This window comes from Streptomyces sp. CA-142005 (assembly GCF_050942335.1).
Classification (GTDB): Bacteria; Actinomycetota; Actinomycetes; order Streptomycetales; family Streptomycetaceae; genus Streptomyces.
Window position 1 is genome coordinate 4,482,158 of the sequence record NZ_CP192078.1, and the last position, 23,761, is coordinate 4,505,918.

A 23,761-nucleotide genomic window follows, 5' to 3' on the forward strand; every position below is an offset into this window, starting at 1 on the left:
CCGTCAACCGAAGTACCACCCGCAGACACGACGACCGCAGCCCCACCCCGCAGGCACGACGAACGAAGGGCAGATGCACCCCGACAACGCCACCACTCCCAAGTCCGCCCCCCGCCACGAGCACGGGGCCACCCCGCCCCGCTTCCCCGCACTCGTCGACGCCGCCCTGCGCGCCGCCGGCTGGCAACCCGGACGCTGGGACATAAAACAGGCAGAGATCTGGGCCGACGCCCTGCGCGAACACACCTCACCCGCCGGACACCGGCACACCGTCTTCCCCGCCGCCGTCGAAGCCTGGGCCGAATTCGGCGGCCTGACCATCACCCCGGGCGGCCCCGGCCGGCAGATCGCCCCCGCCACCCTCCACCTCGACCCCCTCCACGGCCGCCACCACGCCCGCACCCTCGGCGACCTCGGCCGCGCCCTCGGCACCGAACTCTGCCCCCTCGGCGAAGAGCCCGACACCGCCGCCGTCCTCGCCATCGACACCGACGGCCGCGTCTACACCCTCGACCACACCGGCGACTGGTACGTCGGCCCCGACATCGACCACGCACTCACCACCCTCATCACCGGCATCGAGCCGGTGAGGCTCACCGCGGGCTGACACCACCCGAACCCCTCAACGAGCGCAGCACGAGCGCGCCTCACGCCGCCGGAATCACCGCCGACACCCGGAAACCCCCCGCCTCCGTCGGCCCCGACACGAACACACCGCCCAGCGCCACGACCCGCTCCCGCATCCCCACCAGGCCGTTGCCACCCGACGGCAGCCCCGCCGCCGACGCCGACCCCGGCTCCGGCGGCGGCTCGTTCTCCACCTGCATCGCGATCTCCGACACCCGATGCGCCAACCGCACATACGTCTTCGCACCCGCCGCGTGCTTGTGGACGTTCGTCAACGCCTCCTGCACCACCCGGTACGCCGTCTGCTCGATCCGAGCCGCGTACGACCGCGCCTCCCCCTCCACCGACAGATCCACGACCATCCCCGCGGCCGCCGACTGCCCGACCAGCTCCTCCAGCTCCGACAGACACGGCCCCTCCACCGCACCGTCCGCCTCGGCCACCCGGGAAGCCGCGGCCGCGGCCGCCTCCCCCACCGCCGCCAACGGCACCATCGGAGCACGCCGCACCGGATCCTCCCCCGCCCGCAGCACCCCCAGCATCTGCCGCAACTCGGTCAACGCCTGCCGGCCCATGTCACCCACCAGCGCCGCGTTCCGCACCGCCTTCTCCGGGTCCTTCCGCGCGACCGCCTGCAGCGCGGCAGCGTGCACCACCATCAGACTCACCCGATGCGCGACCACGTCATGCATCTCCCGGGCGATCCGCGTCCGCTCCTCGTTGCGCGCCCACTCGGCCCGCTCCTCCGCCCGCTCGGCCAGCAACTGAAGCTCCCGCTCCAGACTGTCCGCCCGCTCCCGCAGGCTCTCCATCAACCGCCGCCGCGCCCCCACGTACAGACCCAGCAGCACCGGCGGAGCCGTCAGCCCCAACGCGGTCGTCACCGCCGCGAACGGCACGAACCAGTCACCCAGCGTCAGATCGCCCCGCGCCATGTCCTGGCGCACCCGCACGAACGTCACGACCGCCGTCCCCACCAGCGACATCCCCGCCAGCGCCCCGATGACCCGGCGCGGCAGCTCACACGCGGCGAGCGTGTACAGGCCGACGATCCCGAGCAGGAACCCCATCTGCGCGGGCGTGATGGCGATGGCCACGAGCACGACGGCGATCGACCACTTCCGCCGTACGAGCAACACGGACCCGGCGATCACCCCGAAAACGATCCCCACCGCCGCCGGAATGCCGGCATCCCGGGCGAACGGAACACCCTCCGCGCCGCACTCCACGGCCGACACCAGCGCGAGACTCCCGTCGAGCACCGCGCTGCGCCACCTGGCCCACCACCACGGCCCGGCCAGGGCCGTCGTGTGCTCTTCCCCCGTCGTGGTCATGCCTCCAGCCTACGGGCGAGGGCTGCGGCTTTTCCGGCGACTTTCACCGACCTCCACACACCACGCTCGGTAACCGAACGACCTCGAAACCCACCGGAATCACTCGAACTGGTGAACCCTTCCCGTTCGACCCCGGAACGGATCATTCCGGCCGGACGGTATGCCCATGGCACATTCATCTGGCAGGTACGCCGACTTCGAGGGGTTGCGGCAGCGGGCGGTGGCCTTGCGGCGGGCGGGGCTCAGCCGACGACAGATCCGCGACCGGCTGCACGTCGACAACAACGACATCCTCAACCGCCTCCTGGAGGGAGAGCCGCCGCCGGAATGGACGAAGCGCCCGAAGGCGAAGGACGACCTGCGGGAGAGGGCGCGGGAGCTACGACTCCAGGGGTGGACCTACGACCAGATCCAGGTGGAGCTGGGGTGCTCGAAAAGTTCGATCTCGCTATGGGTGCGGGATCTGCCCCGGCCCGAGCGCAGGCGGAGCCCGGAGGAGGCGGCAGCCATCGCAAGGCGGGGGTGGAAAGCGAAGCTGCGGATCCGCGACGAGGAGCGCCAACAGACCAAGGATGCGGCCAAGCGGGCGATCGGGGGCCTCTCCGCCCGCGAACTGTTCTTGGCGGGCGTGAGCCTCTACTGGGCCGAAGGAAGCAAGGACAAGCCGTACGACCGCCGCGAGAACGTCACCTTCGTGAACAGCGACCCAGGGGTCATCAAGGTCTTCCTCGCCTGGCTCGACTTGCTGGGAGTCGAGCGCGAGCGACTGCGCTACACCGTCATGATCCACGAGAACGCAGACGTGGCGGGGGCCGAACAGTACTGGGCAGACCTCACCGGCGCCGACCGCTCCGCTTTCAACAAGACGACCCTCAAGAAGCACAATCCAAAGACGGTCCGCAAGAACACCGGTGACAACTACCGCGGCTGCCTCGCGATCAAAGTCCTGAAAGGAGCCGACTTGTACCGTCGCATCGAAGGCTCTTGGTACGGCATAGTGGAGGCCGTGCGCGAAGCCGATCAATCAAATCGGACATAGCGCGCAAATAGTCCCGGATCGTCTAAGGGCAGGACAAACGGTTTTGGTCCGTTGAATGAGGGTTCGAATCCTTCTCCGGGAGCACACAGCGCACAAAACCCAGGTTCGGGCCCTGACCGGTGACTGCACCGTCAGGGCCCGCTCTCATGCCCCCCAGAAGTCCCCCCGGTATCCTGCGGCTGTCACCCCCACTCACCCACAGCCGAAGGGCAACCCCGTGAGCGCCATCCGCCCGGCAGCCGTCGTCGTTCTCGCAGCGGGTGAGGGCACCCGTATGAAGTCGGCCACACCGAAGGTCCTGCACGAGATCTGTGGCCGTTCCCTCGTGGGCCATGTGCTGGCCGCCGCCCGGGAACTGGACCCCGAGAACCTGGTCGTGGTCGTGGGCCACGCCCGTGAGCAGGTCGCCGCCCACCTCGCCGAGATCGACCCGGGCACCAGGACGGCGGTACAGGCGGAGCAGAACGGCACCGGGCACGCCGTGCGCATGGGTCTGGAGGAGCTGGGCGGGGGCGTGGACGGGACCGTGGTGGTCGTCTGCGGGGACACGCCGCTGCTCACCGCCGGCACGCTGAAGCGGCTCGCGCAGACGCACGCCGCCGACGGCAACGCCGTGACCGTGCTGACGGCCGAGGTGCCGGACGCGACCGGGTACGGCCGGATCGTGCGGGACGAGGCGACGGGTGCCGTCACCGCGATCGTGGAGCACAAGGACGCGACCGACGCCCAGCGGTCGATCCGGGAGATCAACAGCGGGGTGTTCGCGTTCGACGGGCAGTTGCTGGCGGACGCGCTGAAGAAGGTGCGGACGGACAACAGCCAGGGTGAGGAGTACCTCACCGATGTGCTCGGGATCCTGCGCGAGGCCGGTCACCGTGTCGGCGCCTCCGTGGCCGGCGATCACCGGGAGATCGCGGGGATCAACAACCGGGTGCAGCTGGCCGAGGCGCGCCGGATCCTCAACGACCGGCTGCTGACCGCCGCGATGCTCGACGGGGTCACGGTCGTCGACCCTGCCTCCACCTGGGTCGACGTGACCGTCTCCTTCGAGCGGGATGTGGTCGTTCATCCGAACACGCAGCTCATCGGCTCCACCCGGCTCGGTGAGGGTGCGGAGGTCGGTCCGAACAGCCGGCTGAAGGACACGCGGGTGGGTGCCGGGGCGCGGGTGGACAACACGGTGTCGGACGGGGCGGTCGTGGGGGCGGAGGCGAGCGTGGGGCCGTACGCGTATCTGCGGCCCGGGACGCGGCTCGGCGCCAAGGGCAAGATCGGGACCTATGTCGAGACGAAGAACGCCTCGATCGGTGAGGGCACCAAGGTGCCGCATCTGTCCTATGTCGGTGACGCGACGATCGGTGAGTACACGAACATCGGCGCGGCGAGTGTGTTCGTGAACTACGACGGTGAGAGCAAGCACCACACGACCGTGGGTTCGCATTGCAAGACGGGGTCGGACAACATGTTTGTGGCTCCTGTCACGGTCGGGGACGGTGCCTACACCGCCGCGGGGTCGGTGATCACGAAGGATGTGCCGCCCGGTTCGCTGGCCGTGGCCCGTGGTCAGCAGCGGAATATCGAGGGTTGGGTGGCTCGGAAGCGTCCGGGGAGCGCGGCGGCGAAGGCGGCCGAGGCGGCGTCCCGGGGCGGTGAGAGCGAGGACTGACCGGAAACGGCTGCGCCAAACACGGCGTACCGTGATAAGTGCACATCCGCACGCGTGCACCCGCACCCTTACCAGCGGATACGGCCTTCCATGCCCTGACGGGGGGTCGTGTGAGCAGTCGGCTGGCTGAGACAACCTCTGAGGAGACAGTGCTGTGACCGGGATCAAGACGACCGGCGAGAAGAAGTTGATGTTCTTCTCCGGCCGCGCCCACCCCGAGCTTGCCGAGGAGGTCGCCCACGAGCTGGGTGTCGGGGTCGTCCCGACGAAGGCCTTCGACTTCGCGAACGGTGAGATCTACGTTCGTTATCAGGAGTCGGCGCGTGGTGCGGACTGCTTTGTGATCCAGAGCCACACGGCTCCGATCAACCAGTGGATCATGGAGCAGCTGATCATGATCGACGCGCTGAAGCGTGCGTCGGCTCGCTCCATCACGGTGATCGTGCCGTTCTACGGTTACGCGCGGCAGGACAAGAAGCACCGTGGTCGTGAACCCATTTCGGCGCGTCTGATCGCCGATCTGATGAAGACGGCGGGGGCGGACCGGCTTTTGACCGTGGATCTGCACACGGATCAGATCCAGGGTTTCTTCGACGGGCCGGTGGACCATCTGTTCGCGCTGCCGCTGCTCGCCGACTATGTGGGCGAGAAGGTGGACCGGGACAAGCTGACGGTCGTGTCGCCGGACGCGGGTCGTGTGCGGGTGGCGGACCGCTGGTGTGACCGGCTGGGTGCGCCGCTCGCCATCGTGCACAAGCGGCGTGACAAGGATGTGGCGAACCAGGTGACCGTCCACGAGGTCGTGGGTGAGGTCAAGGGCCGGGTGTGTGTGCTCGTCGACGACATGATCGACACGGGTGGGACGATCTGTGCCGCGGCCGATGCGCTGTTCGCGCACGGTGCGGAGGACGTCATCGTCACCGCGACGCACGGTGTGCTGTCGGGTCCGGCCGCGGACCGGCTGAAGAACTCGCGGGTGAGTGAGTTCGTGTTCACGAACACGCTGCCGACGCCGGCGGAGCTGGGCCGGGATCTGGACAAGATCACGGTGCTGTCGATCGCTCCGACGATCGCGAGTGCGGTGCGCGAGGTGTTCGAGGACGGTTCGGTGACGAGCCTCTTCGACGAGCAGTGAGGTTTCCGCGGCCCCGCTGTGTGAGGTAGCCGGAGATCCTTTTGGGTGCGGCCTCCCGGTCCGAGTAGACTGCTGCAGTTGCTCGGCGAGGGAGGCCGTTCTCCGTTTCTGACGGGGTTCGGCGGTCCGTTATCGACGCGCTCTTCGTAGCAGGCCGTTCGTGGCCGGGTGACCACGTCCGTTCCGAGTTCCTACGAGGAGTGATCATCATGTCCGAGGTGAAGCTTTCCGCCGAGACCCGTACCGAGTTCGGCAAGGGTGCGGCCCGTCGCATCCGCCGTGACAGCAAGGTTCCGGTTGTTCTCTACGGCCACGGCACCGAGCCGGTGCACCTGACCCTGCCGGGTCACGACCTGCTGCTGGCGCTGCGTACTCCGAACGTCCTGATCTCCCTGGACATCGACGGCAAGGCCAACGAGCTGGCGATCCCGAAGGCCGTGCAGCGTGACCCGCTGAAGGGCTTCCTGGAGCACGTCGACCTGCTGCTGGTCAAGCGCGGCGAGAAGGTCACGGTCGAGATCCCGGTGCACGCCGAGGGCGAGCTGGCCCCGGGTGGCAACCTGCTGGAGCACGTCCTGTCCGCGCTGCCGGTCGAGGCCGAGGCGACCCACATCCCCGAGGCCGTCACGGTCTCCGTCGAGGGCCTGGAGGCCGGTGCCTCCGTGCTGGCCAAGGACATCACCCTGCCGAGCGGTGTGACCCTGGCCGTCGAGGAGGACGCGGTCGTTCTGCAGGTGCTGCAGGCCCAGGCCGAGGAGACCGAGGGCGAGGCCGCCGAGGAGGGCGAGGAGCAGGCCGAGGCCTGATCCTTGCGGCGTCGTCCTGCGACGTCGTCATCATCCGTTCAGCCGCCGCTCTCCCTCGCGGGGAGCGGCGGCTGGCGCGTATCGAGGAGACATGAACGTGACCACCCCCGCAGATGCCCCCTGGCTGATCGTCGGGCTCGGGAATCCCGGGCCGGAGTACGCCATGAACCGGCACAACGTCGGTTTCATGGTGGTGGAGCTGCTCGCGGAGCGGATCGGGGGGAAGTTCAAGCGGGCGGGCAAGGCGCAGGCGCAGGTGCTGGAGGGGCGGATCGGTCCGGCGGGGCCGGGCAGCCGGCGGGTGATCCTGGCGAAGCCGATGTCGTACATGAATCTGTCCGGTGGTCCGGTGAACGCGCTGAAGGACTTCTACAAGGTGCCGGTGGCGAACATCGTGGCCGTGCACGACGAGCTGGACATCGACTACGGCACGCTGCGGCTGAAGCTGGGCGGTGGTGACAACGGGCACAACGGTCTGAAGTCGATGACGAAGGCGATGGGTTCGGACTATCACCGGGTGCGGTTCGGGATCGGCCGGCCTCCGGGTCGTATGCAGGTGGCGGACTTCGTGCTGAAGGACTTCTCGTCGGCGGAGCGCAAGGAGCTGGACTACTTCGTGGACCGTGCGGCGGACGCGGTGGAGTGTCTGGTGATCGAGGGGCTGGAGCGGGCGCAGAGCGCGTACAACGCGTGAGGGTGCGGGGCGTCGTACAACTGGTGACTTGTACGGCTTTGGTTCCCGGCTGAGTTGACCGGTCGTGGTGGTATGGCCAATGATCCCGGCCATGCCCGCCACAGCCAGCTCAGCTCGTCAGGTGTCCGTGTCCGCGTTGCGGTTCGGGCGGCTTGCGGCGACGGGCGCGCTCGCCGCGCTGATCCTGTTCGCCGGGGTGTGGGGTTCGTGGGGGACGGCGCAGCACGTGATGCTGGCCAAGGGGCGGGAGCAGGGCACGGTGCGGGTGGCCGTCTGTGCGCACGACACCTGCAGTGGTCCGTTCACGCCGACGTCGGCGGGGGCGCGGGCGCGCGCGCGTGTGGAGATCGCGGAGTCGGTCGCGGTGCGCAAGGGGCGGACGTACGACGTCGTGCTGAAGCCGGGTACGCGGGACGCGGTGCGTTCGGGCCCGGCGGGGATCCTGTACGCGTGGGTGCCGTTGGGCGGGGCGTTGCTGCTGGCGTCGGTGGTGGTGGCCGGCGGGATGCGGCTGACGCGGGTGGCGTGGGTGCTGGCGGGGTGCGGGGTGGCCTTGCTGACGGGGGCTTTTCTGGCGGTGTCCGCCGGTTCGTGACTCCGTGCGCCGGTGGTGCCGGGCAGGCGTTGTGTCTTCGTGATTGACCCTGGGTCAGCGGAAGTTGGAAGCTGGGTCGCCCCCTCCACATCGTCCCCGTAGGCCACTCGAAGATGGATCAGTCCCATGCGTACCCTCCTCCGTGCCGGCGCGGTGTCCGCCGGTCTGTCGGCAGCGCTGTTCCTCGCGCCCGCTGCGCACGCCACTGCGCCGGGTGACAACGGCGATGTGAAGATCCACAAGTCCTCGACGGACGAGTACGACCAGCGCAATGAGCCGCACGTGTGCTCGTTCTATCTGGACGCCTTCCACTTCGACGGCGGCCAGCAGGTCGACTGGCACATCGAGGTGTGGGCCCCGACCGGTGGCACGAAGGGCACGACGGTGAAGTCGGGTGCCCTGTCCCTGGACGCCGACGGCCACGGCCGCACGCCGGACATGACGCTGCCGGACGGGCACTACAAGCTGTTCTGGAACTTCGACGGCGAGAAGGGCGCGGCCAAGCACAAGGTGTTCTGGACGAACTGCGAGGGCTCCGGCGGCGGTGGCGGTACGCCGTCGTCGGGTCCGTCGTCCAGTGCGACGTCGAGCGCGTCCCCGGCGCCGTCGTCGTCGGCGTCGTCGTCGCCGTCCTCGTCGGCCTCCGCTCCGGCGTCGTCCTCGTCTCCCGCTCCGTCCTCCTCGCCGTCCGCGCAGGGCGGTGGCGGTGGTCTCGCGGAGACCGGTAACGGCGTTCCGGTGGCGGCGCTGTCGGGTGTCGCGGCGGTGCTGGTCGGTGCGGGCGGCTACCTGGTGGTGCGGCGCCGGAAGGCGCGTGGCTGACCGGAGCCGGAATGGGCGGTGCCCCCGGGGTCGTACGACCCCGGGGGCACTCTTGTGCTCAGGCGGCGGGTCAGCCGGTGTTGCGCAGGCCGGCCGCCACGCCGTTGACGGTGAGGAGCAGGGCGCGGGAGAGCAGCGGGTCGGGGTCGGTGCCCGCGGCCGCCGCGTCGCGCTGGCGCTTGAGCAGGGTGACCTGGAGGTAGGAGATGGGGTCCAGGTAGGCGTCGCGGATGGCGAAGGTCTGCTTGAGGACGGGCTGGGCGTCCAGCAGGTCCTGTTCACCGGTGATCCGCAGGACCTCGCGGACGGTCAGCTCGTGTTCGGCCCTGATGGTGTCGAAGACGTGCTTGAGGTCGTCGGGGACGAGGGTGTCGACGTAGTGCTGGGCGATGCGCAGGTCGGTCTTGGCGAGGGTCATCTCGACGTTGGAGACGAAGTTCCGGAAGAAGTGCCACTGCTGGTGCATCTCGTCGAGGACGGTGTCGAGGCCCGCCTCGCGCAGGGCCTTCAGTCCCGATCCGACGCCGAACCAGCCGGGGACGATCTGCCGGGACTGGGTCCAGCCGAACACCCAGGGGATGGCGCGCAGGCCGTCGAGGCCGGCGCCGGAGTCGGGGCGCCGGGAGGGGCGGGAGCCGAGGTGGAGTTCGGCGAGCTGGTCGACCGGGGTGGAGGCGAAGAAGTACGCCGGGAGGTCGGGGTCCTCCACCAGGCGGCGGTAGGCCGCGTGGGCCGCGTCCGACACCACGTCCATGGCGGCGTCCCAGCGGGCGAGGGCCTCGTCGGACTGGCGGGGGGCGGTGTGCAGGGCGGAGGCCTGCAGGGTGGCCGCGACCGTGAGTTCCAGGTTCTCCCGGGCGAGGGAGGGGATGAGGTACTTGTCGGAGATGACCTCGCCCTGCTCGGTGACCTTGATCTCGCCTTCGAGGGTGCCCCAGGGCTGGGCGAGGATGGCGTCGTGGGAGGGGCCGCCGCCGCGGCCGACGGTGCCGCCGCGGCCGTGGAAGAGGCGCAGGCGTACGCCGTAGCGGTGGGCGACGTCGCGCAGGCGGCGCTGGGCGCGGTGGATCTCCCACTGGCTGGTGGTGATGCCGCCGAACTTGGAGGAGTCGGAGTAGCCGAGCATGACCTCCTGGACGTCGCCGCGCAGCGCGACCAGGCGCCGGTAGGACGGGTCGGAGAGCATGTCCTCGAGGATGGTGTCGGCGGCGCGCAGCTCGTCGGTGGTCTCCAGCAGGGGGACGATGCCGATCTTCGCCCAGCCGGCGTGGAGGTCCATCAGGCCGGCCTCGCGGGCGAGGACGGCGGCGGCGAAGACGTCGTCGGCGCCCTGGCACATGGAGATGATGTAGGACTCGACGACCTCGGGGCCGAAGACCTCCAGGGCCTTCCTGACGGTCTCGAAGACGCCGAGGGTCTTGCGCCCGGCGGCGTCGACGGGCGCCGGGGTGGGGGCCAGCGGGCGGCGGGAGCGCAGTTCCTTGGCGAGGAGCTTGGCGCGGTACTCGCGGGGCATGTCGGCGTAGCGCCAGGACTCCTCGCCGAGGCGGTCGAAGAGCTGGCCGAGGGCGTGGTGGTGGGCGTCGGCGTGTTCGCGGACGTCCATGGTGGCGAGCTGGAGGCCGAAGGCGGCGAGGGTGCGGATGGTGCGGGCGAGGCGGCCGTCGGCGAGCAGGCCGCCGCGGTGCTCGCGCAGCGAGGCCTGGATGATCCTGAGGTCCTGCAGCAGCTCGCTGGTGCCGAGGTAGTCGCGGCCCGCCTCGTGCGGGATGCCCCGGGCGAGGCGCTGCTTGGTGTTCTCCAGCTTCTGCCGGATGCAGGTGGCCTTGAGCCGGTAGGGCTCCTCGGCGTTGAGGCGCTTGTAGCGGGGGCTGATCTCGGGGAGCACCTCCAGGTCCTGCTTGAGGGACTCCAGGAGCTCTTCGGTGGCACCGGTGTAGCGGATGGAGTTGGAGAGCAGGCCGCGCAGCTCGTCGATCATCTCCAGGGCGTCGTTGATGCCGTGCTCGTGCTGGAGGATGAGGACGTCCCAGGTGACCTGGGGGGTGACGTTGGGGTTGCCGTCGCGGTCGCCGCCGATCCAGGTGCCGAAGGTGAGCGGGCGGGTGTCGTCGGGGAGCTTGACGCCGACGCGCTCCAGTTCCGCGGTCAGGTCCTCCAGGACGTCGCCGACGGCCTCGGCGTGCAGCTCGTCGAGGTAGTAGATGGCGTTGCGGGCCTCGTCGGCGGGCTCGGGGCGTACGACGCGCAGCTCGTCGGTCTGCCACACGAGGTCGATGTTCTCGGCGAGGCGGACGTCGTGGCGGCGGCGGTCGGAGCCCTGGACGGGGGTCTCCAGGAGCGCGGCGATGCGCCGGAGCTTGTTCAGCACCGAGCGGCGCGCGGCCTCGGTGGGGTGCGCCGTGAACACCGGGCGGACGTTCAGGTTCTGGACGGTCTGCTTCAGGTGCGCGGGGTCGGCGTCCTTGAGGCGGTCGGCGGTGCGGGCGAGGAGGCCGCCCTCGGCGGCGCGCCGGGCGCGCAGTTCGCGGCCGCGGTGCACCTGTTCGGTGACGTTGGCGAGGTGGAAGTAGGTGGAGAAGGCGCGCACCAGCTTGGCCGCGGTCTCCAGTTCGGTGCCGCGCAGCAGCTCGGCGGCGGCCTCGCCGTCCTCGCGGGTGAGGCGGCGGACCTTCTCGACCAGGTCGAGGAGCTCGGGTCCTTCCTGCCGTACGAGGGTCTCGCCGAGGAGATCACCCAGCCGGCGGATGTCGGCGCGCAGCTCGCTGCTGGTCGTGGTGGTCTGGTCGTCGGCACTGCTCACAGGTGCGGCTCCTTGCAGTGTGGAAGCTCGTCTGGGAGGGAACCCGGCCGGCTGGCCGCGCGGCGAGCGCCGCATACGGGCCGGAGTGTCCGGGAAGGAAACTTCAGCGGACCGCGCTGTCCGACCGAGTTCAAGGATAGGTGTCGATGGGGACGCGCAGGCTCCGGGGCTCTTGCCGCCGCTCGACACGCTGCCATACTTACGACGCCGTAGGTTACGGAACCGTAGGGAAGTACCGTCGCCTCCCGTCCGGTCCCGGCGGTGCGGCATCTGCCTCGACCCTCGACCCCACAGGGGACGCGCATGACCTCAAGTTCCGATGTGATCGAAGAAGCCCGTAAGGCCGACGACAGTCCGATCCCGTCCGCCACGCTGGGTGGCGAGCAGAAGCGTTCGATCGAGCAGATCACGCTGCTTTTGTTCATCACCGTGCCGTTCCTGGCGCTCGTGGCGGCCGTTCCGCTGGCCTGGGGCTGGGGGGTGAGCTGGCTCGATCTGGGCCTGCTGGTGTTCTTCTACTTCCTGGGATGCCACGGCATCACGATCGGTTTCCACCGGTACTTCACCCACGGTTCGTTCAAGGCCAAGCGGCCACTGCGGATCGCGCTGGCGATCATGGGCTCGCTGGCGGTCGAGGGTCCCCTGGTGCGCTGGGTGGCCGATCACCGCAAGCACCACAAGTTCTCCGACGCGGAGGGCGACCCGCACTCTCCGTGGCGGTTCGGCGAGACGGTTCCGGCGCTGTTGAAGGGCCTGTGGTGGGCCCACATCGGCTGGATGTTCGACGAGGAGCAGACCCCGCAGGACAAGTACGCGCCGGACCTGATCAAGGACCCGGCGATCCGGGCGATCTCCCGCCAGTTCGTGTACTGGACGATCGTCTCCCTGCTCCTGCCGCCGCTGATCGGCGGTCTGGTGACGATGTCCTGGTGGGGCGCGTTCACCGCGTTCTTCTGGGGTTCCCTCGTACGGGTGGCGTTGCTGCACCATGTGACGTGGTCGATCAACTCGATCTGTCACGCGGTGGGCAAGCGGCCGTTCAAGTCGCGGGACCGTTCGGGCAACGTGTGGTGGCTGGCGGTGCTGTCGTGCGGTGAGTCCTGGCACAACCTGCACCACGCCGACCCGACCTCGGCGCGGCACGGTGTGATGCGCGGCCAGATCGACTCCTCGGCACGGTTCATCCGCATCTTCGAGCTGCTCGGCTGGGCGTACGACGTGCGCTGGCCGTCACGCTCGCGTATCGATTCGCGCCGCAACACCGACCAGGACGGCTCCCGCCGCCGGAGGGAGACGGCGAAGGCGGCATGATTGACGCCGTGGCGACCGACTCCAGCAGCACCTCCAGCAACGACAAACCACGGCGGACCCGCCGGACCCGTATGACCGGTGCGGAGCGCCGCCAGCAGCTGCTGGAGATCGGTCGCACCCTCTTCGCGGCGAAGGGTTTCGAGGGCACCTCGGTGGAGGAGATCGCGGCGAAGGCCGGGGTGTCCAAGCCGGTGGTGTACGAGCACTTCGGCGGCAAGGAGGGCCTGTACGCGGTGGTGGTGGACCGCGAGATGCGCCGCCTGCTGGACATGGTGACCAGCTCCCTGACCGCCGGCCATCCGCGCGAACTGTGCGAGCAGGCCGCGTTCGCGCTGCTGGACTACATCGAGGAGTACACGGACGGCTTCCGCATCCTGGTCCGCGACTCCCCCATTCCCCAGTCGACGGGTTCCTTCGCCTCCCTCATCTCCGACATCGCCACGCAGGTGGAGGACATCCTGGGCCGCGAGTTCAAGTCCCGCGGCTTCGACCCGAAGCTGGCACCGCTGTACGCGCAGGCGCTGGTCGGCATGGTCGCCCTGACCGGCCAGTGGTGGCTGGACGTGCGCCGCCCGAAGAAGGCGGAGGTGGCGGCGCACCTGGTGAACCTGGCGTGGCACGGCCTGGACGGCCTGGAACAGAAACCCCGCCTGATCGGACACCGAAAGGCTTGACACCGGCCGGGACGTGGCCCTGACGACGGACGCCGGGTGCCAGGCCTGTCCCTCCTGACGCCCGCCGGGCGCGGGGCGTGGCCTGACGAGGGACGCCGGGGGCGGATGGGGCCCTCCACCACCTCGCGCGGCGGCCACACCGGCGGCGGCTGGGACTGCGCGGGACTGGCGGCCACCGGCGGCGGGACGCGCCGGATCACGGCGACCGGTTTCACGTCGTACCCGGTCCACATGCCGGTGAAGGTGGCGCAGGAGCCCTGGGGGACCTGGGTCCCGGTGGACCGGGGCGGCTGGAACAAGGCGGGCCGGGCTCTCTCCCCGCTGATCCCGCTGGCGCTCGCGATCCCGCTCGCCAGGGGCACTCTGGCCGGTTACCGGGGCTGGAGGAACTCCAGGCGGTTGCCGACGAGGTCCTGCGAGTAGAAGCGGAGATGGCCGGGGAGGTTGTCGTCCCAGGTCACCTTCGCGCCCCTGGCGGTGAGCCGGGCCGCGTACGCCTCGATGTCCGTCACCCGCAGCCCCGGGTGGGCCTTCCTCGCGGGCCGGAAGTCCTCCTCGATGCCCAGGTGGAGCTGCACGGCCCCGGCCCGGAACCAGCAGCCCCCGCGCGCCGCGAGGACGGGCGGCTTGGGGATCTCCGTCATCCCGAGGACGTCCACGTAGTACGCCCGCAGCGCGTCCTCCGACCCGGGCGGGGCCGCCAGCTGCACATGATCGACCGCGGCGAGCACGTTCAGCCCTCCTTCACGGCGACGGCGAACAGCCGGCGAAAGGGCAGGACCGTGCCGTACGGCGCGCCGGGGTAGGCCTGCCGCAGCAGGTCCCGGTACTCGGCCAGGAACCCCTCGCGCGCCTCGGGGTCGTCGGCGAGCGCGGTGAGCGCGGGCCGCAGGCCGGTGCCCTTCACCCAGTCCAGGACGGGATCCTCGCCCTGCAGGACGTGGAAGTACGTCGTCTGCCACACGTCGGTCGCGCAGCCGAGGCGGGCGAGACGGTCCAGATAGGCGCCGGGGGTGTGCACGGAGTCGGTGCGGCGCAGGACGTCGGCGAGGCGGGACTTCCAGCGGGGGCTGCCGGCGAGTTCGCGCATCAGGGCGTGCAGCGGGGCGTCGATGTTGTCGGGCACCTGGAAGGCGAAGGCACCGCCCGGCCTCAGCCCGGCGATCCAGTCGGCGAAGCGGTCGGCGTGGTCCGGCACCCACTGGAGGGTCGCGTTGGAGACGATCAGGTCGTAAGGCTCGCCGGGCACCCAGGTGCGCACGTCGGCGTGGGCGAAGTCCAGCCGTCCGCCGCCGGCCGTGGGGCCCTCGTACTCGGTGCGGGCCGCATCGAGCATCTCCGGGGAGTTGTCGTAGCCGGTGACGTGGGCGGCGGGCCAGCCTTCGGTGAGCCGGACGGTGACGTTGCCCGGGCCGCAGCCGAGGTCGGCGATGCGGGGCCGCCCCGCGGGCGGCCGCGTGGGCAGGGCGGGGACGCGGGCGAGGAGGTCGGCGAAGGGACGGGCCCGGTGACCGGCGTGTCGCAGATACTGCCCGGGGTCCCAGAGGGGTGTCGTCATGGCACCACTGTCCTCCCCCATTTATCTCGATGTCAAGACAGTTGACATCAAGAGACTTCACATCGACACAACCACTACACTGATCTCCATGGAGGACGAGGTCGATCGGCTGGTCGCAGCGTGGCGCCGGGAACGTCCGGACCTCGACGTGGACCCGCTGGAAGTGCTCAGCCGGGTGAGCCGACTCGCCCGGCATCTGGACCGTGCGCGCCGGCTCGCCTTCGCCGAGCATCAGCTGGAGCCGTGGGAGTTCGATGTGCTGACCGCGCTCAGGCGCGCGGGCACGCCGTACCAGCTCTCCCCCGGTCAGCTGCTGACCCAGACCCTGGTCACCTCGGGCACGATGACCAACCGGATCGACCGGCTGGCCAAGAAGGGCCTGGTGGAGCGGCTGCCCGACCCGAGCGACCGGCGGGGCGTACTGGTCCGGCTGACCGACACCGGCCGGGACCGCGCCGACCAGGCGCTGGCCGGCCTGCTGGAGCAGGAGCGGGCGATCCTCGCCGAGCTGTCCCGCGCCCAGCGCACGGAACTGGCCGCTCTGCTACGCCAGTTGACCGCCCCGTTCGACAACATCCCCGGCTAGTTCGGCCGGCCCGACCCCCGCGCGGCGGGCGAGTGCGACGGCGGCCAGGGTCGAGTGGACGCCCAGCTTGCCGAGGACGTTCTGCATGTGGGTGCGCACGGTGTGCGGGGAGAGGAACAGCCGCTCGGCCACGGCCTTGCGGCCCAGGCCCGCGACCATGCAGCGCAGCACCTCCTGCTCGCGCGGGGTGAGGGACTCCACCAGCCGCTCGCTCTCGGTGCGGTGCCGGCGGGCGGCCGTCAGCTCCCTGAGCACGCCGGTGAGCAGGGCGGGCGGCAGATGGGTCTCGTCGCGCAGCACGCCCCGGATCACCGTCAGCAGCCGGGACAGCGAGCAGTCCTTGGCGACCCACCCGGAGGCGCCGGCCTGCAGCGCGAGCGCCGCCCGCCGGGAGTCGTCCTTCTCGGCGAGCACGACGATCCGCACGGCGGGCTGGGCGGCCCGGACCCCGGCGACGAGCGAGATCCCGTCGACCAGCCCCTCCTCGCCGCCCCTCTGCACCGGCACGGGAACGGCCGGGCGGGTGCCGGGCACCTGGCCGCCCAGGTCGGCGTCGACCAGCAGCACGTCGAAGCGGCGGCCCTCACCGGCCGCCCGCTCCAGGCAGCGCAGCGCGGCCGGGCCGCTGCCGGCCGCGGAGACCTCGACGTCCGGCTCGGCGGCCAGGGCGGCCGCGAGCGACTCGGCGAAGATGCGGTGGTCGTCGACGACCAGGACTCGGATACGAACCACGAAACCCCCTTCCCCAGGCTCCGCACGGAGCAGGGGACAACCAAGGTCCGGAAAGGGCCCGGAGAACGACGACCCGCGCGGGTACGGACATCCGCGGAAAGGACGCGCGCCGCACGGCCGCCGCCGTCGCGGAAACTGCTACCCCCACCGCGGGTTCCGTACCCGCCTGTCTCGCCCCCTGATCAGCACCGGCCCCCACCGGTGCTGTTCCACAGAGTACGGACGGGAGCACGCAGCGGAAGGAGATTTGCAGAACTGGCCGTCCAGCGCGGTTTTGATGTGCCGCATGTTTCACATTGAGGCGGAAGTCGACAAAGCCCGACGTGATCCGCTCCGGGCCGGCCGGGCTGTTATGTCCATCACAAGATCATTCTCTCGGTGATGGTCATGGACATGCCCCTCTTACCATTCTTGCTGCGCGTTTACCGATCTTGAAGACGGAGTGAACCTTGAAGAAGAAGCTCAGCCGCATCCTCACCGTGGGTGCCGCCGCCCTCGGCGCCGTCGCCTTCGCCGCCGGCCCCGCGGCGGCCGGTGACGTCGGCGCAAGCGTCACCGGGGCGAAGGGCTCCGCGACCTTCACCTACGACGGCCACTACATCGCCCCCCAGATCTACCTGACGCTGGCCGACACGCGCCCGGACGGACACCACGCCCAGCTGCGTGTGCAGTCCGTCGACCCGAGCAGGACGGTGCACAGCTACGCGTGGCACTACGTCTACACCGGCGCCGACACCCAGCAGACGTGGCCGACCTCCCTGCAGGACAACCGCGGCATCGTGGCGCTGCGCATCCAGGTCTGCGTCGCCGAGGGCAGCACGATCCTGGGCTGCGACGAGTCCAGCTGGGACGGCAACCCCAACTACTAGCAACGACACCGGCCCCGCACACGCCGACGTGTGCGGGGCCGGTGCCTGTCGTGGCCGGGGCGGGTGTCAGACCAGTCGGCCGGCGCCCGGCGACGGCACCGCCTCGAACACCCGCGGAGCGGTGAAGCCCGCTGCCGCGAAGGCCTCTTCGACCGCCTTGGTGAGGGTGTCCACCTCGGCCGCCTCCGCCAGGACGATCGCCGAGCCGCCGAAGCCGCCGCCGGTCATGCGGGCGCCGAGCGCGCCGCCCGCCAGGGCCGTGTCCACGACCAGGTCCAGCTCCGGGCAGGAGATGCGGAAGTCGTCGCGCAGGGAGGCGTGGCCCTCGGTGAGGACGGGGCCGATCGCGCGGGTCTCGCCGGCGCGGAGCAGGTCGACGACCCGCTCGACCCGGTGATCCTCCGTCACCACATGGCGGACCAGGCGGACGACCTCCTCCTCGTCGCCCAGGCGGGCGAGGGCCGTGTCCAGTTCGGCGTACGGCACGTCCCGCAGGGCGTCGACGCCGAGCAGGGCCGCGCCCTTCTCGCAGCCGGCCCGCCGCTTGCCGTACTCGCCGCCGCTGTGGGCGTGCTTGACCCGGGTGTCCACGACCAGCAGGCGCAGGCCCTCGGCCGCGAGGTCGAAGGGGATCTGCCGCTGGGACAGGTCGCGGGTGTCCAGGAAGAGCGCGTGGCCCTGCTCGCAGCAGGCCGACGCGGTCTGGTCCATGATGCCGGTGGGCGCGCCGACGTAGACGTTCTCGGCGCGCTGGCACAGCCGGGCCAGCTTCCAGCCCGGAAGGCCCAGTTGGTACAGGTCGTTGAGGGCGAGCGCGATCACCACCTCCAGGGCCGCCGAGGAGGACAGGCCGGCGCCGGTCGGGACCGTCGAGGACAGGTGGACGTCCGCGCCGGTCACGCCGTGGCCCGCCTCGCGCAGCGCCCAGACCACGCCCGCCGGGTACGCCGTCCACTCGTCGTCGCCCTGCGGTGCCAGGTCGTCCAGCCGCAGCTCCTTTACGCCGCCCTCGACGTCCGCCGAGTGCAGGCGCAGGACGCCGTCGGTGCGGCGGGAGACCGCCGCGATCGCCCGGTGCGGCAGCGCGAACGGCATCACGAAGCCGTCGTTGTAGTCGGTGTGCTCGCCGATGAGGTTGACGCGGCCGGGTGCCGCCCACACTCCCTCCGGCTCGGCGCCGTACAGCTCGGCGAAGCGCTCAGCGACCTGCTGTGCCCCCACTACTGCTCCCTTGCGATGTGCTGTGCGAACTCCCACGCGTCCGCGACGATGCCCGCGAGGCCCGCGCGGGACGGGTTCCAGCCCAGCTTCTCGCGGGCCGTGTCCGCCGAGGCGACCAGGACGGCCGGGTCGCCGCCGCGGCGCGGTGCCACGATCTCCGGGATCGGGTGGCCGGTGACCTGCCGGACCGTCTCGATGACCTCGCGGACGGAGAAGCCCTCGCCGTTGCCGAGGTTGCAGATCAGGTGCTCGCCCGGGGTGGCTGCGGCCAGGGCCAGCAGGTGGGCCTCCGCCAGGTCCGCGACGTGGATGTAGTCGCGCACGCAGGTGCCGTCCGGGGTCGGGTAGTCGTCGCCGAAGACGGAGATCGCGTCGCGGCGGCCCTGGGCGACCTGGAGGACCAGCGGGATGAGGTGCGACTCGGGGTCGTGGCGCTCGCCGTGCGCGCCGTAGGCGCCGGCCACGTTGAAGTAGCGCAGGGAGACCGCGGCCAGGCCGTGGGCGTTCGCCTCGCTGGTGATCATGTGGTCGACGGCCAGCTTGGAGGCGCCGTAGGGGTTGGTCGGCTTCGTCGGGGCGCTCTCCGTGATCGGGACCTCGTCCGGCTCGCCGTAGGTCGCCGCCGTGGAGGAGAAGACGAGCTTGCGGACGCCCGCCTCGCGCATCGCGCCGAGCAGGGCCATGGAGCCGGCGACGTTGTTGTCCCAGTACTTCTCCGGCTTCACCACCGACTCGCCGACCTGCGAGGACGCGGCGAAGTGCAGCACGCCGTCGTAGGTGGGGTCGAGCCACTTGGCGGCGTCGCGGATGTCGCCCTCGACGAAGGCCGCGCCGGCGGGCACGCCCGCGCGGAAGCCGGTGGAGAGGTTGTCGAGGACGGTGACCTCGTGGCCGGCCTCCAGCAGATGCTGGGCCACGACACTGCCGACGTAACCCGCGCCACCCGTCACCAGGTACTTCATGAACTCGCTACCTCTCGCAGTCGCTCGGCCGCGCGCTCCGGCGGCACGTCGTTGATGAACACGCTCATGCCGGACTCGGAACCCGCGAGAAACTTCAGCTTGCCGGAAGTGCGGCGGATGGTGAAAAGCTCGAGGTGGAGCGCGAAGTCGTCCCGCGTGACCCCCTCGAACTCCTCCAGCGCGCCGAACGGGGCCTGGTGCCAGGCCGCGATGTAGGGCGTCGGAGGTTCCCCCTCGCCGAAGATACGGTCGAAGCGCCTCAAGAGTTCCAGATAGACCTGGGGGAATTCTGTGCGTGCCGGCTCGTCCAGGGCGAGCAGGTCGGGCACGCGCCGCTTGGGGTACAGGTGTACCTCGTACGGCCAGTGCGCCGCGTACGGCACGAACGCCACCCAGTGTTCACCCTCGAGGACGACCCGCCCACCGGCGAGTTCCCTCTCCAGGACGGCGTCGAAGAGGTTCTCGCCGCCGGTCGCCTCCTTGTGCGCGGCGAGCGAGCGGAGCATGAGCGCGGTGCGCGGGGTGGTGAAGGGGTATGCGTAGATCTGACCGTGCGGGTGGCCCAGGGTCACGCCGATCTCGGCACCGCGGTTCTCGAAACAGAAGACCTGCTCGACCGAGGGCAGATGCGACAGCTCCGACGTGCGGTCCGTCCACGCGTCCAGCACCAGGCGCGCCTGTTCGACGGTCAGGTCGGCGAAGGAGGCGTCGTGGTCGGAGGTGAAGCACACGACCTCGCAGCGGCCGGAGTCGCCGGCGAGGGAGGGAAACCGGTTCTCGAAGACGACGACGTCGTACGACGAGTCCGGGATCTCGCTCAGCCGGTCGCCCCGCGTGGGGCACAGCGGGCACTCGTCGGCCGGCGGATGGTACGTGCGGCCCTGCCGGTGGGAGGCGACGGCGACCGAGTCGCCGAGCAGCTCGTCGCGGCGGATCTCGGACGTCGTATGGGTCCGCTCCAGCGGGCGGCGGTCGACGGCGTCACGCACGGTGTCGTCCCGCAGGTCGTAGTAGATGAGCTCACGACCGTCGGCCAGCCGTGTCGAGGTCTTCTTCAACGCCGGACTCCTCTACGTCCCGCACCCAATCACTCAACACAATCAAACATAACAGACCACAACTCGACAACATCCAGGACCATCACAATCAAACAAAGAACGTCAACAGAAGTGTTCAATTTCTGAACGCGGAGGCGTAGGTTCCGCTCTGGATCAGTTCGCGCAACGAAGCGAGTTCTTATGCAAACCCCCACAGACAGTCCCCTGTATATGGCGGCGGCACTACGGCTCCCCACCAACTGGCTGGACTACACGATCCTGGCGATCTACTTCGTCGTCGTGCTGGGCATCGGCTTCGCTGCCCGCCGCTCCGTCAAGACCAGCCTCGACTTCTTCCTCTCCGGACGCTCGCTGCCCGCCTGGATCACCGGCCTCGCCTTCATCTCGGCGAACCTGGCGGCCACCGAGATCCTGGGCATGGCCGCGAACAGCGCCCAGTACGGCGCGTACACCGTGCACTGGTACTGGATCGGCGCGATCCCGGCTATGGTCTTCCTGGGCCTGGTGATGATGCCGTTCTACTACGGCAGCAAGGTCCGCTCGGTCCCCGAGTTCCTGCTGCTGCGCTTCGACCGGGGCGCCCACCTGCTCAGCTCGATCCTGTTCGCGTTCGCCGCCATCCTGATCGCGGGCGTCAACCTCTACGCCCTCGCGATCGTCGTCGAGGCGCTGCTGGGCTGGCCGCAGTGGGTCGCGATCGTGGTCGCCGGCGCGTTCGTGCTGGCGTACATCACGCTGGGCGGCCTGTCCTCGGCGATCTACAACGAGGTGCTCCAGTTCTTCGTGATCCTGGCGGCCCTGATCCCGATCACCGTCCTCGGCCTGAAGAAGGTCGGCGGCTGGGGCGGGCTGACCGACAAGCTGACCGCGACGCACGGCGCGAACTTCACCACCGCGTGGGGCGGTACCGGCATCGGCCACGCCAACCCGCTCGGCGCGAACTGGCTGACCATCGTCCTCGGCCTCGGCTTCGTGCTGTCCTTCGGCTACTGGACGACCAACTTCGCCGAGGTGCAGCGCGCGCTGTCCGCGAAGAACCTCTCCGCCGGCCAGCGCACCCCGCTGATCGCCGCCTACCCGAAGATCTTCATCGTCTTCCTGGTGATGATCCCGGGCCTGGTCGCCGCCGCGCTCATCCCGAAGTTCGGCACCGCGGGCTCCGGCTACCAGTACAACGACGCCATCCCCTTCCTGATGCAGGAGCTGCTGCCCAACGGCGTGCTCGGCATCGCCGTCACCGGTCTGCTCGCCGCGTTCATGGCCGGCATGGCCGCCAACGTGTCGTCCTTCAACACCGTGTTCACCAACGACATCTGGGCGAAGTACGTGGTGCGCGGCCGCGAGGACGGCTACTACGTCGGGTTCGGCCGTCTGATCACCGTGATCGGCGTCCTCGCCTCCATCGGCACGGCGTTCCTGGCGTCCTCGTTCTCGAACATCATGAGCTACCTGCAGACGCTGTTCTCCTTCTTCAACGTGCCGATGTTCGTCGTGTTCATCGTCGGCATGTTCTGGAAGCGCGCGTCCGCCAAGTCCGGGTTCTGGGGTCTGCTCGCGGGCACCACGGCGGCGATGATCAACTACTTCGTGTTCTACAAGAAGGGGATCATCTCCCTGCCCTCCGACCAGGGCGCCAACTTCGTCTCCGCGATCGCGGGCTTCGTCGCCGGCGCGGTCGTGATGGTCGCGGTGTCCCTGTGCACCAGGCCGAAGCCGGCTCACGAGCTGCAGGGCCTGGTCTACGGCACCCGGTCCCCCGGCATGTCCGAACCGCCCGCGCCCGGTGACGAGGCCTGGTACCGCCGGCCGGCCCTGCTGGGCTGGGGCGCGGTCGTCCTGGCCGCCGTCTGCTACGTCCCGTTCTCGTTCTGACGCGGGAGGATCGAGGAAACCATGTCTGAACACCCCGAGCACCCCGACCGCCGCCACCACTACACCGAGGACGAGGTGGCGCGGGAAGTCACCGAGCTGGAGGGCAAGTCCACGACGGCCGCCCGCATCTTCGACCTGCGCCGCATCATCGGCGGCCTGTTCGTGGTGTACGGCGTCATCGTCACGGTCACCGGCATCACCGACTCCCAGGCCGCCATCGACAAGGCCCAGGGCGTCAACATCAACCTCTGGACCGGGATCGGCATGCTCCTGCTGGGCGTCTTCTTCCTGGCCTGGCTGAAGCTCCGGCCCACTCCGCCGCCGCTTCCTCCTCAGGGGCTGCCGGAGGAACGGCAGGGGGAGTAGAGCGCCTGTTCCGGCTGCGGGGGCGTGGGGCCGGGCGCGCCCGCGTAGCGTAGCCGCACATCGATACGGCCCCGCGCCGCCGCAGCCGCCGGCAGTCGTGCCTCCCCCACTGGGGGAGCCACCCCGTCGGCGCCGGGTTGCGGCCCCCACCCCGGCCCGCGCCAGTGCGGGCTGCCTACTCGGGACCGGAAACCGCCGGTCCCGCCCGGTCCAGCAACCCCGTTCGCGCGGCCAGCGCCGCCGCCTCCAGGCGGGAGCCGACCCCCAGCTTCATCAGCACCCGCTGGACATGGGTACGGGCGGTACTCGGCGCGATCCCCATCCCCGCCGCGATCAGCCGGGTGTCCTCCCCGTCGGCCACCCTGACCAGCACCTCCACCTCGCGCGGCGTCAGCATCGACAGCAACCGCTGCGCCTCGTCATCGGGCTGGGCGGCCGGATTGAGCAGCTCCCCGAAGGCCCCCTGCAGCAACTGCGGCGCCACCGCCGCCTCCCCCGCCCGCGCCTTCATGATCGCCCGCTCGACGCCCTCGATCCGCTCGTCGTGCCGTACGTACCCCGACGCCCCGGCCGCGAAGGCCGCAGCGATGCCGCGCGGCGAGGGCACCGGGCCGAGCACCAGCACCGCCACCTGCGGCCGCTCCCGCTTGATCTTCACCACCGGGTCGAACACACCCGGTTCGGCCGGCGCCGCCGTACCCAGCAGGCACACCTCCGGCGCCCGCGCGATCACCAGGTCCGCCGCGCCCGCGGCCGGCGCCGCCGCCGCGAGCACCCGGTGCCCGCGCAGCTTGAGTGCCGACGCGAGCGCCTCCGCGAGCAGGCGATGGTCGTCGACGACCATGAGCCGCACTCCCATAGAGCAACCCCCCAGTCCCCCCCCCATGGATGCCCCACTATGGACGCCCACCGACACACAAGGACAGAGGGCCCCCGGCTCCTCGCCCTTCATGCCCCCGGAAGCTACACGCTTGTTCGACGTCGCGCTGCCCCTATTGATGAGAAGTGCCCCGGATCGATGAAATCCGGGG

At 70.2% G+C, this 23,761-nt stretch carries 24 protein-coding genes and 1 tRNA gene; 16 read left to right on the forward strand and 9 right to left on the reverse strand.

The window, feature by feature from the left end:
- Positions 1 to 73: 73 nt before the first annotated feature.
- Positions 74 to 607: an SUKH-3 domain-containing protein gene (locus tag ACQPXS_RS20975; RefSeq protein ID WP_433450868.1), complete on the forward strand. Its 534-nt coding sequence runs from the start codon at positions 74 to 76 to the stop codon at positions 605 to 607.
- 40 nt (positions 608 to 647) lie between these two features.
- Here ACQPXS_RS20975 and ACQPXS_RS20980 read toward each other — a convergent pair whose 3' ends face one another.
- Positions 648 to 1,961: a sensor histidine kinase gene (locus ACQPXS_RS20980; protein ID WP_433450869.1), complete on the reverse strand. Its 1,314-nt coding sequence runs from the start codon at positions 1,959 to 1,961 to the stop codon at positions 648 to 650.
- A gap of 166 nt (positions 1,962 to 2,127) precedes the next feature.
- Between ACQPXS_RS20980 and ACQPXS_RS20985 the strand changes: the two genes are divergently transcribed.
- The 8 genes from ACQPXS_RS20985 (at position 2,128) to ACQPXS_RS21020 (ending at position 8,718) form a co-directional block, all read left to right on the forward strand.
- Complete coding sequence (locus ACQPXS_RS20985; RefSeq protein ID WP_433455890.1) at positions 2,128 to 3,000, forward strand: hypothetical protein; 873 nt, start codon at positions 2,128 to 2,130, stop codon at positions 2,998 to 3,000.
- Between the two features lie 11 nt (positions 3,001 to 3,011).
- A tRNA-Gln gene (locus ACQPXS_RS20990) sits at positions 3,012 to 3,082 on the forward strand.
- 135 nt (positions 3,083 to 3,217) lie between these two features.
- Positions 3,218 to 4,666: a bifunctional UDP-N-acetylglucosamine diphosphorylase/glucosamine-1-phosphate N-acetyltransferase GlmU gene (glmU, locus tag ACQPXS_RS20995; protein ID WP_433450870.1), complete on the forward strand. Its 1,449-nt coding sequence runs from the start codon at positions 3,218 to 3,220 to the stop codon at positions 4,664 to 4,666.
- A gap of 154 nt (positions 4,667 to 4,820) precedes the next feature.
- Positions 4,821 to 5,801, forward strand: coding sequence for a ribose-phosphate diphosphokinase (locus tag ACQPXS_RS21000; protein WP_365330969.1), 981 nt, complete (start codon positions 4,821 to 4,823; stop codon positions 5,799 to 5,801).
- Between the two features lie 209 nt (positions 5,802 to 6,010).
- Positions 6,011 to 6,607: a 50S ribosomal protein L25/general stress protein Ctc gene (locus ACQPXS_RS21005; RefSeq protein ID WP_433450871.1), complete on the forward strand. Its 597-nt coding sequence runs from the start codon at positions 6,011 to 6,013 to the stop codon at positions 6,605 to 6,607.
- A 91-nt stretch (positions 6,608 to 6,698) separates the two neighbouring features.
- Entirely contained in the window at positions 6,699 to 7,301 is a 603-nt protein-coding gene (pth, locus tag ACQPXS_RS21010) for an aminoacyl-tRNA hydrolase (RefSeq protein WP_433450872.1), read from the forward strand.
- Between the two features lie 79 nt (positions 7,302 to 7,380).
- Positions 7,381 to 7,896, forward strand: a complete 516-nt coding sequence (locus tag ACQPXS_RS21015; protein WP_351807487.1) for a hypothetical protein — start codon at positions 7,381 to 7,383, stop codon at positions 7,894 to 7,896.
- Between the two features lie 126 nt (positions 7,897 to 8,022).
- A complete protein-coding gene (locus ACQPXS_RS21020) occupies positions 8,023 to 8,718 on the forward strand; it encodes an LPXTG cell wall anchor domain-containing protein (RefSeq protein WP_433450873.1) in 696 nt (231 codons plus the stop codon).
- A 70-nt stretch (positions 8,719 to 8,788) separates the two neighbouring features.
- Here ACQPXS_RS21020 and ppc read toward each other — a convergent pair whose 3' ends face one another.
- Entirely contained in the window at positions 8,789 to 11,521 is a 2,733-nt protein-coding gene (gene ppc, locus ACQPXS_RS21025; protein WP_433450874.1) for a phosphoenolpyruvate carboxylase, read from the reverse strand.
- Positions 11,522 to 11,824: 303 nt separating this feature from the next.
- On the opposite strand from ppc, the gene ACQPXS_RS21030 reads away from it, so the two are divergent.
- The 3 genes from ACQPXS_RS21030 to ACQPXS_RS21040 all read left to right on the forward strand — a co-directional run bounded on the left by ACQPXS_RS21030 (position 11,825) and on the right by ACQPXS_RS21040 (position 13,929).
- A complete protein-coding gene (locus tag ACQPXS_RS21030) occupies positions 11,825 to 12,832 on the forward strand; it encodes an acyl-CoA desaturase (protein ID WP_433450875.1) in 1,008 nt (335 codons plus the stop codon).
- Entirely contained in the window at positions 12,829 to 13,506 is a 678-nt protein-coding gene (locus ACQPXS_RS21035) for a TetR/AcrR family transcriptional regulator (RefSeq protein ID WP_067049993.1), read from the forward strand. Before ACQPXS_RS21030 ends, ACQPXS_RS21035 begins: the two co-directional genes overlap by 4 nt.
- A gap of 105 nt (positions 13,507 to 13,611) precedes the next feature.
- Positions 13,612 to 13,929: a hypothetical protein gene (locus tag ACQPXS_RS21040; protein ID WP_433450876.1), complete on the forward strand. Its 318-nt coding sequence runs from the start codon at positions 13,612 to 13,614 to the stop codon at positions 13,927 to 13,929.
- On the opposite strand, the gene ACQPXS_RS21045 is transcribed toward ACQPXS_RS21040, so the two are convergent.
- Positions 13,878 to 14,237, reverse strand: a complete 360-nt coding sequence (locus ACQPXS_RS21045) for a VOC family protein (RefSeq protein WP_433450877.1) — start codon at positions 14,235 to 14,237, stop codon at positions 13,878 to 13,880. The genes ACQPXS_RS21040 and ACQPXS_RS21045 overlap by 52 nt on opposite strands.
- Before the next feature lie 2 nt (positions 14,238 to 14,239).
- Positions 14,240 to 15,064: a trans-aconitate 2-methyltransferase gene (locus ACQPXS_RS21050; RefSeq protein WP_433450878.1), complete on the reverse strand. Its 825-nt coding sequence runs from the start codon at positions 15,062 to 15,064 to the stop codon at positions 14,240 to 14,242.
- An 88-nt stretch (positions 15,065 to 15,152) separates the two neighbouring features.
- Between ACQPXS_RS21050 and tamR the strand changes: the two genes are divergently transcribed.
- Positions 15,153 to 15,650, forward strand: a complete 498-nt coding sequence (tamR, locus tag ACQPXS_RS21055; protein ID WP_351807328.1) for a MarR family transcriptional regulator TamR — start codon at positions 15,153 to 15,155, stop codon at positions 15,648 to 15,650.
- On the opposite strand, the gene ACQPXS_RS21060 is transcribed toward tamR, so the two are convergent.
- A complete protein-coding gene (locus tag ACQPXS_RS21060; RefSeq protein WP_433450879.1) occupies positions 15,609 to 16,382 on the reverse strand; it encodes a LuxR C-terminal-related transcriptional regulator in 774 nt (257 codons plus the stop codon). The two genes, tamR and ACQPXS_RS21060, sit on opposite strands and share 42 nt — an antisense overlap.
- A 449-nt stretch (positions 16,383 to 16,831) precedes the next feature.
- Between ACQPXS_RS21060 and ACQPXS_RS21065 the strand changes: the two genes are divergently transcribed.
- Positions 16,832 to 17,251 carry a hypothetical protein gene (locus ACQPXS_RS21065; RefSeq protein ID WP_365330983.1) on the forward strand — a complete coding sequence of 140 codons (420 nt, stop codon included), beginning with the start codon at positions 16,832 to 16,834 and terminating at the stop codon, positions 17,249 to 17,251.
- Between the two features lie 66 nt (positions 17,252 to 17,317).
- Here ACQPXS_RS21065 and galK read toward each other — a convergent pair whose 3' ends face one another.
- Genes galK through galT form a run of 3 tightly spaced genes read right to left on the reverse strand, consistent with a single transcriptional unit; the run spans position 17,318 to position 20,492 of the window.
- Positions 17,318 to 18,472, reverse strand: coding sequence for a galactokinase (gene galK, locus ACQPXS_RS21070; RefSeq protein WP_433450880.1), 1,155 nt, complete (start codon positions 18,470 to 18,472; stop codon positions 17,318 to 17,320).
- The gene (galE, locus tag ACQPXS_RS21075) at positions 18,472 to 19,434 is read right to left on the reverse strand and encodes a UDP-glucose 4-epimerase GalE (RefSeq protein ID WP_433450881.1); all 963 of its coding nucleotides are present in this window, start codon (positions 19,432 to 19,434) and stop codon (positions 18,472 to 18,474) included. Before galE ends, galK begins: the two co-directional genes overlap by 1 nt.
- Positions 19,431 to 20,492 (reverse strand): galactose-1-phosphate uridylyltransferase, encoded by a 1,062-nt coding sequence (galT, locus tag ACQPXS_RS21080; RefSeq protein ID WP_433450882.1) that lies wholly within the window; start codon positions 20,490 to 20,492, stop codon positions 19,431 to 19,433. Before galT ends, galE begins: the two co-directional genes overlap by 4 nt.
- 180 nt (positions 20,493 to 20,672) lie before the next feature.
- Between galT and ACQPXS_RS21085 the strand changes: the two genes are divergently transcribed.
- Positions 20,673 to 22,364, forward strand: coding sequence for a sodium:solute symporter family protein (locus ACQPXS_RS21085; protein ID WP_433450883.1), 1,692 nt, complete (start codon positions 20,673 to 20,675; stop codon positions 22,362 to 22,364).
- A gap of 21 nt (positions 22,365 to 22,385) precedes the next feature.
- Entirely contained in the window at positions 22,386 to 22,730 is a 345-nt protein-coding gene (locus ACQPXS_RS21090; RefSeq protein WP_433450884.1) for a hypothetical protein, read from the forward strand.
- 175 nt (positions 22,731 to 22,905) lie between these two features.
- Here the strand turns inward: ACQPXS_RS21090 and ACQPXS_RS21095 are convergent, their stop codons facing one another.
- Positions 22,906 to 23,589 (reverse strand): helix-turn-helix transcriptional regulator, encoded by a 684-nt coding sequence (locus ACQPXS_RS21095; protein ID WP_433450885.1) that lies wholly within the window; start codon positions 23,587 to 23,589, stop codon positions 22,906 to 22,908.
- Positions 23,590 to 23,761: the final 172 nt, after the last annotated feature.